The organism is Streptomyces sp. NPDC001544, from assembly GCF_042894285.1.
Taxonomy (GTDB): domain Bacteria; phylum Actinomycetota; class Actinomycetes; order Streptomycetales; family Streptomycetaceae; genus Streptomyces.
This window is the reverse complement of record NZ_JBIAVN010000012.1, coordinates 107,947-120,612: the sequence shown is the minus strand read 5'-3', so window position 1 is coordinate 120,612 and position 12,666 is coordinate 107,947. Positions and strand designations below refer to the sequence as shown.

General features: G+C 72.1%; 8 protein-coding genes and 1 riboswitch. Of the genes, 6 read left to right on the top strand and 2 right to left on the bottom strand.

The features are described from left to right. Positions 1–119 precede the first annotated feature (119 nt). Positions 120–1,199, top strand: coding sequence for a CobW family GTP-binding protein (locus tag ACFY0F_RS27375; protein WP_388799584.1), 1,080 nt, complete (start codon positions 120–122; stop codon positions 1,197–1,199). A gap of 291 nt (positions 1,200–1,490) precedes the next feature. Here ACFY0F_RS27375 and ACFY0F_RS27370 read toward each other — a convergent pair whose 3' ends face one another. After that, positions 1,491–3,950: a DNA topoisomerase (ATP-hydrolyzing) subunit A gene (locus tag ACFY0F_RS27370; RefSeq protein ID WP_388799582.1), complete on the bottom strand. Its 2,460-nt coding sequence runs from the start codon at positions 3,948–3,950 to the stop codon at positions 1,491–1,493. Between the two features lie 330 nt (positions 3,951–4,280). Between ACFY0F_RS27370 and ACFY0F_RS27365 the strand changes: the two genes are divergently transcribed. The 4 genes from ACFY0F_RS27365 (at position 4,281) to ACFY0F_RS27350 (ending at position 9,196) form a co-directional block, all read left to right on the top strand. Continuing rightward, on the top strand, positions 4,281–5,693 hold the full coding sequence (locus tag ACFY0F_RS27365; RefSeq protein ID WP_388799580.1) for a M16 family metallopeptidase: 1,413 nt from the start codon (positions 4,281–4,283) through the stop codon (positions 5,691–5,693). Continuing rightward, complete coding sequence (locus ACFY0F_RS27360) at positions 5,690–7,078, top strand: M16 family metallopeptidase (RefSeq protein ID WP_388799578.1); 1,389 nt, start codon at positions 5,690–5,692, stop codon at positions 7,076–7,078. The genes ACFY0F_RS27365 and ACFY0F_RS27360 overlap by 4 nt, the downstream gene beginning before the upstream one ends. Before the next feature lie 248 nt (positions 7,079–7,326). Then, positions 7,327–7,488, top strand: a riboswitch (cyclic di-AMP (ydaO/yuaA leader). Between the two features lie 13 nt (positions 7,489–7,501). Next, positions 7,502–8,272 (top strand): M23 family metallopeptidase, encoded by a 771-nt coding sequence (locus ACFY0F_RS27355; protein ID WP_388799575.1) that lies wholly within the window; start codon positions 7,502–7,504, stop codon positions 8,270–8,272. Between the two features lie 228 nt (positions 8,273–8,500). After that, positions 8,501–9,196, top strand: coding sequence for a GntR family transcriptional regulator (locus ACFY0F_RS27350; RefSeq protein ID WP_388799572.1), 696 nt, complete (start codon positions 8,501–8,503; stop codon positions 9,194–9,196). A 148-nt stretch (positions 9,197–9,344) separates the two neighbouring features. Here ACFY0F_RS27350 and ACFY0F_RS27345 read toward each other — a convergent pair whose 3' ends face one another. Next, positions 9,345–9,626: an HPr family phosphocarrier protein gene (locus tag ACFY0F_RS27345; protein ID WP_361799811.1), complete on the bottom strand. Its 282-nt coding sequence runs from the start codon at positions 9,624–9,626 to the stop codon at positions 9,345–9,347. Positions 9,627–9,819: 193 nt separating this feature from the next. Here ACFY0F_RS27345 and ACFY0F_RS27340 point away from each other — a divergent pair, with 193 nt between their 5' ends. Next, entirely contained in the window at positions 9,820–12,660 is a 2,841-nt protein-coding gene (locus ACFY0F_RS27340; protein ID WP_388799569.1) for a GNAT family N-acetyltransferase, read from the top strand. Positions 12,661–12,666 lie beyond the last annotated feature (6 nt).

Below are 12,666 nucleotides of genomic sequence, written 5' to 3'. Positions count from 1 at the left end.
CTGGCAATCGTTCACTTCGCGGTGTTTCCGACCGCTCGTATCCTGGGTCGGCATTCCGTCCCCGTACCGTGCGCCGGACCGTGAGCCGGTGCGCGCGTCCGCGTGAGAGAGGCCGCACGTTGGAGCAAAGCCGCAGTCCGCAGCAGATCCCGGTCGTCGTACTCGCCGGTTTCCTCGGCTCCGGGAAGACCACGCTCCTCAACCACCTCCTGCACCGCAGCGGAGGCAGCCGCATCGGGGCGATCGTCAACGACTTCGGAGCCGTCGAGATCGACGCCATGGCGGTCGCGGGAGCGCTCGGCGACTCCACCGTCTCGCTCGGCAACGGCTGTCTGTGCTGTGCCGTCGACGCGAGCGAACTCGACGAGTACCTGGAGAGGCTCGCGAACCCCGCCACCGGCATCGACGTCATCGTCATCGAGGCGAGCGGACTCGCCGAACCGCAGGAACTCGTCCGGATGGTGCTGGCCAGCGAGCATCCCGGGATCGTCTACGGCGGGCTGGTCGAGGTCGTCGACGCCGCGGAGTTCGACGACACGCGCGCGAAGCACCCCGGGATCGACCGGCATCTCGCCCTCGCCGATCTCGTGGTGGTCAACAAGCTCGACCGTGCCGCGGACGGCGAGCACGTCCTCGGCCTGGTGCGCTCCCTCACCGACCGCGCCGCCGTCGTCCCCGCCACCTACGGCCGCATCGACCCCGGGTTCCTCTTCGACTGCCGGCCGAGCGAGGAACGCGTGGGCCAGCTGTCCTTCGACGACCTGCACACCCATGGGGACGACGACCACGCCGGTCATCTGCACACCGGGTACGACAGCCTGTCCTTCGTCAGCGAAGTCCCCCTCGAACCACGCCGGCTGATGGCCTTCCTCGACAGCCGGCCCGAGGGGCTCTACCGGATCAAGGGGTACGTCGACTTCGGCCCGTACGACACCCGCAACCGCTACGCCGTGCACGCCGTAGGCCGCTTCCTGCGGTTCTATCCGGAGCCCTGGAGCCCCGCCGACGCCCGCCTGACCCAGCTCGTCCTCATCGGCAGCGACATCGACCCGCCCACCCTCCGCAAGGAACTCGAGGCGTGCGGGAACGACACCCCGCACGCCGACGAGCATGCCATGTGGGGCGTCCTGCGCTACGTCCCCGACCCCGAGGGCCCGAAGGCCCCCGAGGGACACGACCGCGAGGACCCGCCCGCCTAGGGCCTGTCCGGCGGATCATGCCGCAGACGCGGGACTTGGCACGCCCTCCCCCACTCTCGGCTTCGCTCGAGCGGGCGGTGCCCCCACCGACGTTGTCGTCGGTTGCCGACTCCCCCACCCTCGGCTCCGCTCGAGCGGGGGGACCCCCATCGCGTCGACGCCCTCCTCCGCCTTGCAGCCGGACGCTCCCCCACGCTCGAATGAGCTCGCGCGGGGGCACCCCCATTCGCCCCGCTCACCAGCGCCGATGACGCACCGCCCTGCCCTGCGACCTGATCCGCCGGACAGGCCCTAGACCACCGGGCCCGCCACCACCGACACCGTCTTCGGCAGCGAGACACCCGAACCGTCCCGGCGCGGGTCCGGCTCGGGGAGCTCGACCGGGGTGCCGTCCTTCTGCGCAGCCAGCGCGGGGGCCGGTCCCGCCCACGCGAGGGACAGGCAGTCCTCACCCTTCAGGAACCGCTGGCAGCGCACGCCACCGGTGGCCCGGCCCTTGCGCGGGTACTGGTCGAACGGGGTGAGCTTGGCCGTCGTCTGCACGGAGTCGTCCAGCGTGCCGCGCGAGCCCGCCACCGTGAAGACGACCGCGTCCACCGCCGGATCGACGGCGGTGAAGGAGATCACCTTGGCGCCCTCGGCGAGCTTGATGCCCGCCATGCCGCCGGCCGGACGGCCCTGCGGGCGGACGATGGACGCCTGGAAACGCAGCAGCTGGGCGTCGTCGGTCACGAACACCAGGTCCTCCTCGCCGGTGCGCAGCTCCACCGCGCCGACGATCCGGTCCCCGTCCCGCAGCGTGATGACCTCCAACTCCTCCTTGTTGGACGGATAGTCGGGCACCACGCGCTTGACCACGCCCTGTGCCGTGCCCAGCGCGAGGCCCGGGGACGACTCGTCCAGCGTGGTCAGGCACACCACCGTCTCGTCGTCCTCCAGGGAGACGAACTCCGCCAGTGGCGCACCGCCGGACAGGTTCGGCACCGTCGCCGTGTCGGGCAGTTGCGGCAGGTCGACCACGTTGATCCTCAGCAGCCGGCCGGCCGACGTCACCGCGCCCACCTCGCCGCGCGCGGTGGCCGGCACCGCCGAGACGATCACGTCGTGCTTGGCGCGCCGGGCGTCGGCGTCCTCGGCGAAGGGCTCGCTGTTCGCCGTACGGGCCAGCAGCCCCGTGGAGGACAGCAGCACCCGGCACGGGTCGTCCGCCACCTGCAGCGGGACCGTGGCCACCGTGGTGCCCGCGGACTGCAGCAGGACCGTGCGCCGGTCGGTGCCGAACTGCTTGGCCACCGCCGCCAGTTCGTTCGAGACCAGCTTGCGCAGCTCGGCGTCCGACTCCAGGATCCGGGTCAGCTCCTCGATCTCCGTGTTCAGCCGGTCCTTCTCCGCCTCCAGCTCGATGCGGTCGTAACGGGTCAGGCGCCGCAGCGGCGTGTCGAGGATGTACTGGGTCTGGACCTCGCTCAGCGAGAAATGCTCCATCAGGCGCTCCTTCGCCTGCGCGGAGTTCTCGCTGGAGCGGATCAGCCGGATGACCTCGTCGATGTCCACCAGGGCCGTGAGCAGGCCCTCGACCAGGTGCAGGCGGTCGCGGCGCTTGCCGCGGCGGAACTCGCTGCGCCGCCGCACGACGTCGAAGCGGTGGTCGAGGTAGACCTCCAGCAGCTCCTTCAGACCCAGGGTGAGCGGCTGGCCGTCGACCAGGCAGACGTTGTTGATACCGAAGGACTCCTCCATCGGCGTCAGCTTGTACAGCTGCTCCAGGACGGCCTCCGGGACGAAGCCGTTCTTGATCTCGATGACCAGGCGCAGGCCGTGCTCGCGGTCGGTGAGGTCCTTGACGTCGGCGATGCCCTGCAGCTTCTTCGAACCGACCAGATCCTTGATCTTGGCGATCACCTTCTCCGGGCCGACGGAGAAGGGCAGCTCCGTCACGACCAGACCCTTGCGGCGCGCGGTGACGGTCTCCACCGCCACCGTGGCGCGGATCTTGAAGGTGCCGCGACCCGTCTCGTACGCGTCCCGGATGCCGTCCAGGCCGACGATCCGGCCACCGGTGGGCAGGTCGGGGCCCGGGACGTGCCGCATCAGGGCGTCGAGGTCGGCGTTCGGGTGCCTGATCAGATGGCGGGCGGCCGCGACGACCTCGCGCAGGTTGTGCGGCGGCATGTTGGTGGCCATGCCGACCGCGATCCCGGAGGCACCGTTGACCAGCAGGTTCGGGAAGGCGGCGGGCAGGGCGAGCGGCTCCCGCTCCTGGCCGTCGTAGTTGGGGACGAAGTCGACCGTGTCCTCGTCGATCGACTCGGTCATCAGGCTGGTCGCCGCGGCCATCCGGCACTCGGTGTACCGCATGGCGGCCGGCGGGTCGTCGTTGCCCAGCGAGCCGAAGTTGCCGTGTCCGTCCACCAGGGGCACGCGCATGGAGAACGGCTGCGCCATGCGCACCAGCGCGTCGTAGATCGACGCGTCGCCGTGCGGATGGAGCTTGCCCATCACGTCGCCGACGACGCGGGCGCACTTCACGTACCCGCGCTCGGGACGCAGGCCCATCTCGTTCATCTGGTAGACGATGCGGCGGTGCACGGGCTTGAGGCCGTCGCGGGCGTCCGGCAGGGCACGCGAGTAGATGACCGAGTACGCGTACTCGAGGTAGGAGCCACGCATCTCGTCCACGACGTCGATGTCGAGGATCCTCTCCTCGTACGAGTCGTCGGGCGGCGGGGTCTTCGTGCTGCGGCGGGCCATCGCTGCCGGCTCCTCTTTTCTGGTCGCTCGCCTACGGGTCGCTCACCCTTCGGCTCGCTCTTGCTGAAGCGATTGACGGGATATGACGCTGACCATTGTGGACCGCGGCACTGACAGCGCGGGCCGTGACCCGGTGCCGCGCGGTCCGGCCCGGCCCCGGGGAGTACCGGACAGGCCCCGGCCGCGGCAGGGCTGCCCGCAGGCTACGCGATCCGCTGTCGGCGTACGTCCCGCGGGAACTTCGCCGGGCGTGCGCACGCTTGCATATGGTGGCAGGACCGGCAGGAACACCGCGGTTTCACGACCGCCTCCGCGAGCGAAGGGACGTACATGCCCATGGGTCACACGACCACGGCCGAGGCAGGCTCCGGGGGCCTGACAGCGACCGAACACCGGCTGGCCAACGGTCTGCGCGTGGTGCTCTCCGAGGACCACCTGACCCCCGTCGCGGCCGTCTGCCTCTGGTACGACGTCGGCTCCCGTCACGAAGTCAAGGGACGTACCGGTCTGGCTCACCTCTTCGAGCACCTGATGTTCCAGGGCTCCGGGCAGGTGAAGGGCAACGGTCACTTCGAACTGGTGCAGGGGGCCGGCGGCTCGCTGAACGGCACCACCAGCTTCGAACGCACCAACTACTTCGAGACCATGCCCGCCCACCAGCTCGAGCTCGCGCTCTGGCTGGAGGCCGACCGCATGGGCTCGCTGCTCACCGCCCTCGACGACGAGTCCATGGAGAACCAGCGGGACGTCGTCAAGAACGAGCGCCGGCAGCGCTACGACAACGTGCCGTACGGCACCGCGTTCGAGAAGCTGACCGCCCTGGCCTACCCCGAGGGCCACCCCTACCACCACACGCCGATCGGCTCCATGGCGGACCTGGACGCGGCGACGCTGGAGGACGCGCGCGCGTTCTTCCGCACCTACTACGCGCCGAACAACGCCGTCCTCTCCGTCGTCGGGGACATCGACCCCCAGCAGACCCTCGCCTGGATCGAGCGGTACTTCGGCTCGATCCCCGGCCACGACGGCAAGCCCCAGCCGCGCGACGGCTCGCTGCCGGAGGTCATCGGCGAGCAGCTGCGCGAGGTCGTCGTGGAGGAGGTCCCGGCGCGCGCCCTGATGGCCGCCTACCGGCTTCCGCACGACGGCACGCGCGCGTGCGACGCGGCCGACCTGGCGCTCACCGTTCTCGGCGGCGGCGAGTCCTCCCGCCTGTACAACCGGCTCGTACGACGTGACCGCACGGCGGTCACGGCCGGTTTCGGGCTGCTGCGGCTGGCCGGGGCGCCCTCCCTGGGGTGGCTGGACGTGAAGACCTCCGGCGACGTCGAGGTGCCGGTCATCGAGAGCGCGATCGACGAGGAGCTCGCCCGGTTCGCCGAGGAGGGCCCCACTCCCGAGGAGATGGAGCGCGCCCAGGCCCAGTTGGAGCGCGAGTGGCTGGACCGGCTCGGCACGGTCGCGGGCCGCGCCGACGAACTGTGCCGGTACGCGGTCCTCTTCGGCGACCCGCAGCTCGCCCTCACGGCCGTCCAGCGCGTCCTCGAGGTGACCCCCGAGGAGGTCCAGGAGGTCGCCAAGGCCCGCCTGCGCCCCGACAACCGCGCGGTGCTCGTCTACGAGCCGGTCTCCGCGGAGGCCGCCGAGGAGACCGAGGACGTGGACGTACCCGAGGACCCGGAGTCCGAGGCCACCGTGGAAGCGGACGCCGACCAGAACGCGAACGAGGAGGCCGGCAAGTGAGCGAGCTCGCCGCTATGGAGTTCCACCCGCAGCCCCAGGCGGGCGAGGCCAGGCCGTGGGCGTTCCCGGCCCCCGAGCGCGGCGCGCTCGACAACGGCCTGACCGTCCTGCGCTGCCACCGCCCCGGCCAGCAGGTCGTCGCCGTCGAGGTGCTCCTGGACGCCCCCCTGGACGCCGAGCCGACCGGTCTGGACGGTGTCGCCACGATCATGGCCCGGGCCTTCTCCGAGGGCACGGACAAGCACTCGGCCGAGGAGTTCGCCGCCGAGCTCGAGCGGGCGGGCGCCACGCTCGACGCGCACGCCGACCACCCCGGCGTCCGCCTCAGCCTGGAGGTCCCGGCCTCCCGCCTGGCCAAGGGGCTCGGGTTGCTGGCCGACGCCCTCAGGGCGCCCGCGTTCGCCGACGGCGAGGTCGAGCGGCTGGTGCGCAACCGCCTCGACGAGATCCCGCACGAGCTGGCCAACCCCTCCCGCCGGGCCGCCAAGGAGCTGTCCCGGCAGCTCTTCCCGGCGACCTCCCGCATGTCCCGGCCGCGCCAGGGCACCGAGGACACCGTCGCCAAGATCGACTCGGCCGCCGTCCGCGCCTTCTACGACCGGCATGTGCGGCCCGCCACCGCCACCGCCGTGGTGGTCGGCGACCTGACCGGCATCGATCTGGACGCGCTGCTCGGCGAGACCCTGGGCGTCTGGCAGGGCTCCTCGGCCCAGCCCCGCCCGGTGCCGCCGGTGACCGCCGACGACACCGGACGCGTCGTCATCGTCGACCGTCCGGGCGCCGTCCAGACCCAGCTGCTCATCGGCCGCGTCGGCCCCGACCGGCACGACCGCGTGTGGCCCGCCCAGGTGCTCGGCACCTACTGCCTCGGCGGCACCCTCACCTCCCGCCTGGACCGTGTGCTGCGCGAGGAGAAGGGCTACACCTACGGCGTGCGCGCGTTCGGGCAGGTCCTGAGGTCCGGCCCCGAGGGCAACGGCGCCTCGATGCTCGCCATCAGCGGCTCCGTGGACACCCCGAACACCGGTCCCGCGCTGCAGGACCTGTGGACGGTGCTGCGCACGCTCGCCGCGGAGGGGCTCACCGACGCCGAGCGCGACGTGGCCGTGCAGAACCTCGTCGGGGTGGCGCCGCTGAAGTACGAGACGGCGGCCGCCGTGGCGAGCACGCTGGCCGACCAGGTCGAGCAGCACCTGCCCGACGACTTCCAGGCGACGCTGTACCGGCAGCTCGCCGCGACCGGCACGGTGGAGGCGACCGCCGCGGTCGTCAACGCCTTCCCGGTGGACCGCCTGGTGACGGTCCTGGTCGGGGACGCGGCACAGATCAAGGAGCCCGTCGAGGCGCTCGGCGTCGGCGAGGTCTCCGTCGTGACCGCCGAGTAACCGGCAAGCCCGGCAAGGCCGGCAGCCGCGCGGCAGCGGCACGCGCGCGTGGGGCCCTGGTGACCGATGGATCGCCAGGGCCCCACGGTGTTCCCGAAGTCTGAGCAGGATGTCCGAATTGGGGCGGAGGTTGCCTGTCTGCCCTGTGGGATGCGCTACAAAAGCCCTGTTGCGTTTGAGGATTGAAAGGTGCGCCGCTTAGCGTCGTCCGGGCTGTTCGTCAGGCATCGCGCCGCACCCGCGGCACCGGACAGCCATCGCCGAGTCCCCGTACGGCGCGAGCCAGGGGAGCCGGGGACCCATCGTCCCTTGGGGTGAATCGGACGCCCGCGCACACCGCGAGGGGGCCCGTAGGAGACCTTCCTGCTCCGAACCCGTCAGCTAACCCGGTAGGCGAGAAGGAAGGAAAGGATCAGCCACTTCATGGCGTTCACCCGCGCCACCGGGAAGCACCGCCGTCCCGGCCGGATGCACCGCACCACCGCCCGCGCCGCGGGCGTCGCGGCCCTCGCCACCACCGGCGCCATCGGCGCCCTCGCCGCTCCGGCGCTCGCCGCCGAGCCCGCGCCCGCGCCCGAGCAGACCGCCCTCACCCCGGTCATCACCATCAGCGACTCGGTGCCCGAGCAGATCGACGCCCAGGCCGACGCCCAGAAGGAGGCCGCCGAGCGGAAGGCGGCCGAGGAGGCCGCGCGCAAGAAGGCCGCCGAGCAGGCGCAGAAGGCGCGCGAGGCAGCGCGGGAGGCCAAGGCACGGGCGGCCCGTGCGGCCGAGCGCAAGCGGCTGAACCAGTTCGTCGCGCCGATCACCGGCTCGTACGTCTCCACCGGTTACCAGGCCAGCAGCTCCCTGTGGTCGTCCGGCTCGCACACCGGTATCGACTTCCACGCCGCGAGCGGCACCGCCGTCCACGCGGTCGGCGCGGGCACCGTGGTGTCCACCGGCTGGGGCGGGGCGTACGGCAACCAGATCGTGATCAAGATGGCCGACGGCATGTACACCCAGTACGGCCACCTGTCGTCCATCGGGGTCTCGGTCGGCCAGAAGGTCACCCCGGGCCAGCAGATCGGCCTGTCCGGCTCGACCGGCAACACCACCGGGCCGCACCTCCACTTCGAGGCCCGCACCGGCCCCGACTACGGTTCGGACGTCGACCCCATCGCCTACCTCCGCAAGCACGGCGTGAACGTCTGACCCGGGATCCCCCCGGATCTCTCGGTTCCCCCAAGATCCACCCCCCACCCGAAGCCCCGGCCCGAGAGCCGGGGCTTTCGTGGTTTCCGCGCCACCTTGCCGGCCGCCACTGTCCAAAAAAACTCCATGGATTCCGACCCGCCGTCGGAAATTCCCGCCCATTGCAATAGAGTCACGGAACGGACGTCAATCGGCGGCGTTTCACGGGGATTATTGGCGGAGGTCGGTATGCGTATTCCGGCGCACTCGGTATGCACGGCGATCCGGGACGACATCGTGGCCGGTGTCTACGAGCGCGGCGGCCGGCTCACCGAGGAGCTCCTCGCCCGCCGCTACGGCGTCTCGCGCGTCCCCGTCCGCGAGGCCCTGCGCACCCTGGAGGCCGAGGGCTTCGTGGTGACCCGGCGGCACGCGGGCGCGTGCGTCGCCGAACCGACCGAGCAGGAGGCCGCCGACCTGCTGGAGATGCGCGTGCTGATGGAGCCGCTCGGTGCCGCCCGGGCCGCCCAACGGCGCACGGAGGCCCATCTGAAGGTGCTGCGCGGCCTGGTGAGACTGGGTCAGGAGCGGGCCCGCAGGGGCAGCAGCGAGGATCTGCGCTCCCTGGGCGGCTGGTTCCACGAGACGCTGGCCCAGGCCTCCGGCAGCCACGCACTGACCTCCGTGCTCACCCAGCTGCGGCACAAGATCGCCTGGATGTACGCGGTGGAGGCACCCGCCGATCCGGTGGAGTCCTGGGCGGAGCACGGCGCCATCGTGGACGCGGTGGCGCGCGGCGACGGCGAACGCGCGCGGGCGATCACCTTGCTGCACACCGAGCGGGCGACGGCCGCCCACCGGCTGCGTTTCCCGGGCGGCGCCGACCGCCCGGAACGTGTGAGGACTTCGCAACAAGCCGTAAACATGCCGAGCCTGCGGCATTAACACGGGCGCCGTATACAAAGAGGAGTAATTCGGCGAGGTGTATTTCCCCCTGTCCGAATTCGTGGTGCGCCCGGAATTCCCGGTGAAACGGCGGAGCCGCGCCGCCCGGAAAGGGCGACGCGGCTCCGCCGTTCTGTGCGGTCCGGGCTCAGACGGTCTCGGGCAGCTCCTCGAGCCCCTCGGAGACCAGCTTCGCCAGACGGTCCAGGGCGGCGTCCGCACCCTCGGCGTCGGAGGCGAGCACGATCTCCTCGCCGCCCTGGGCGCCGAGGCCGAGGACGGCCAGCATGGAGGCCGCGTTGACCGGAGTGCCGCCGGTCTTGGCGATCGTCACCGGCACGCCTGCGGCCGTGGCGGCTCGGACGAAGATGGAGGCGGGGCGGGCGTGGAGGCCCTCGGCCCAGCCGACGTTGACGCGGCGCTCAGCCATGTGTTGCTGCCCTTCAGTTCTCGGTGTTGCCTAGACCGCTCTGTTGTCTAGACCAGTTTCCCATATTCACGACACATGCCCGGACGGAGCTTCGTCCCGTCCGGAGCCGGCGTCGGATCGCGGCCTCGATCCGACGCCGTCCTCCACAGACTGCCTCGCGCCGTTGTCGGACGCGAGCCGTACTCTGGGGCCCATGCAGACCCCGGCGGACCGGCAGGACCGGCACGAGTACCCCGCCCACTGGGAGGCGGACGTGGTGCTGCGCGATGGCGGCACCGCGCGCATTCGGCCCATCACCGTCGATGACGCCGACCGGCTGGTCAGCTTCTACGAACAGGTCTCGGACGAGTCGAAGTACTACCGCTTCTTCGCCCCGTACCCGCGCCTGTCCGCCAAGGACGTCCACCGCTTCACGCACCACGACTTTGTGGACCGGGTGGGACTCGCGGCCACGGTCGGCGGCGAGTTCATCGCCACCGTACGCTATGACCGCATCGACGCCGACGGCATGCCCGCCTCCGGGCCCTCCGACGAGGCCGAGGTCGCCTTCCTGGTGCAGGACGCGCACCAGGGCCGCGGGGTCGCCTCCGCCCTGCTGGAGCACATCGGGGCCGTCGCGCGCGAGCGAGGTATCCGCCGCTTCGCCGCCGAGGTGCTCCCCGCCAACACCAAGATGATCAAGGTGTTCACGGACGCCGGGTACACCCAGAAACGCAGCTTCGAAGACGGCGTCGTACGCCTGGAGTTCGACCTCGAACCCACCGACCGCTCGCTCGCCGTCCAGTACGCGCGCGAACAGCGCGCCGAGGCGCGCTCGGTCCGGCGGCTGCTGGTGCCGGGTGCGGTCGCCGTGGTCGGTACCGGGCGCACGCCCGGGGGAGTGGGACGCGGTGTGCTCGGCAACATCCGGGCCGCCGGCTACACCGGACACCTGTACGCCGTGAACCGGGCCTTCCCCGAGGACCTGAAGGAGGTCGACGGCGTGCCCGCGTACCGCTCGGTGCGGGACGTCGACGGCCCCGTGGACCTGGCCGTCGTGGCCGTGCCCGCCGAACACGTGCCCGAGGTGGTCGCGGAGTGCGGCGAGCACGGAGTGCAGGGCCTCGTCGTGCTCTCCGCCGGGTACGCGGAGGCCGGGCCCGACGGGCGCGAACGGCAGCGCGCACTGGTCCGGCAGGCCCGCACGTACGGCATGCGGATCATCGGGCCGAACGCCTTCGGGATCATCAACACCTCGCCGGACGTCCGGCTCAACGCCTCCCTCGCCCCCGAGATGCCACGCCCGGGCCACATCGGACTCTTCGCCCAGTCCGGTGCCATCGGCATCGCGCTGCTGTCCCGGCTGCACCGGCGCGGCGGAGGCGTCACCGGCGTCACCGGCGTGTCCACCTTCGTGTCGTCCGGCAACCGCGCGGACGTCTCCGGCAATGACGTCCTGCAGTACTGGTACGACGACCCGGACACCGACGTCGTCCTCATGTACCTGGAGTCCATCGGCAACCCCCGCAAGTTCAACCGGCTCGCCCGGCGGACCGCCGCGGCCAAGCCGCTGGTGGTGGTGCAGGGCGCCGGGTCAGCCCCGCAGGGGCATGCGGTACGGGCCACCCGGCTGCCGCACGCGACCGTGTCCGCGCTGCTCAGGCAGGCCGGGGTGATCCGGGTCGACACGATCACCGAGCTGGTCGACGCGGGGCTGCTGCTCGCCCGGCAGCCGCTGCCCCCCGGACCGCGGGTGGCGATCCTCGGGAACTCGGAGTCGCTCGGGCTGCTGACGTACGACCAGTGCCTCGCAGAGGGGCTGCGGCCCTCGCGGCCGCTCGACCTGACGACGGAGGCCTCGGCGGAGGACTTCCACAGGGCGCTGTCCCAGGCGCTGGCCGACGACACGTGCGACGCGGTCGTGGTGACCGCCATACCGGCCATCGGGGAGGCGTCGCCCGGGGACGCGGAGCTGGCCCAGGCGCTGCGGTCGGCCGCCGCCGGCGTACCGGGGAAGCCGGTGCTCGTCGTGCACGTGGAGCTCGGGGGCCTCGCGGAGGCGCTGTCGGCGGCGGCCAGTACGGCACCGGCCGCACCCGAGCGGGAAGACCCCCACCGGCCCGCCGGACGACCGCCCGCGGCGGCGGAGGTGCCCCGGCCCGCCCCGGCCGCGGCCACCGAGCAGAACTGCTCGCGCCTGATCCCCGCCTACCCCGCCGCCGAGCGGGCCGTCCGCGCCCTCGCCGAGGCCGTGAAGTACGCGCAGTGGCGCAGGGAGGCCGCCGACCCCGGGAAGGTGCCCGAGTACGACGACATCGACGAGAAGGGGGCGGCCCGGCTGATCGACGGGCTGCTCGCACGCGGGCAGGGCCTCACCCTCGGCACGGAGGAGACCTGCGAGCTGCTCGGCAAGTACGGCATCCGGGTGCACCGCGCGCTGCCCGCCCCCGACCCGGACGCCGCCGCCAAAGCCGCGCGCGCCCTCGGCTACCCCGTGGCCCTCAAGGCCACCGCCCCGCACCTCAGGCACCGCGCCGACCTCGGCGGCGTACGCCTCGACCTCGCCGATGAGGAGCAACTGCGCTGGGCGTACGCCGAGTTGACCGGGCTGTTCGGCGGCCCCGACGAGCTGCGGCCGGTGGTGCAGACGATGGCACCGCGGGGCGTCGACACCGTCGTACGGGCCGTGATCGACCCCGCGGCCGGGGCGGTGCTCTCCTTCGGGCTCGCCGGTGCCGCCTCCCAGCTGCTCGGCGACATGGCGCACCGGCTGGTCCCGGTGACCGACCGGGACGCGACCTCCCTGGTGAGGTCGATCCGGACGGCGCCGCTGCTGTTCGGCTGGCGCGGCTCCACCCCCGTGGACACCCCGGCCCTGGAGGAACTGCTGCAGCGCGTGTCCCGCCTGGTCGACGACCACCCCGAGGTCGTCGCGGTCACCCTGGAACCCGTCGTGGTCGCCCCGCGGGGCGTCAGCGTCCTGAGCGCCTCCGTACGCCTCGCGCCCCCGCCCGCCCGCGACGACCTCGGCCCGCGGACCCTGCCGGTCTACTGAGCCGGG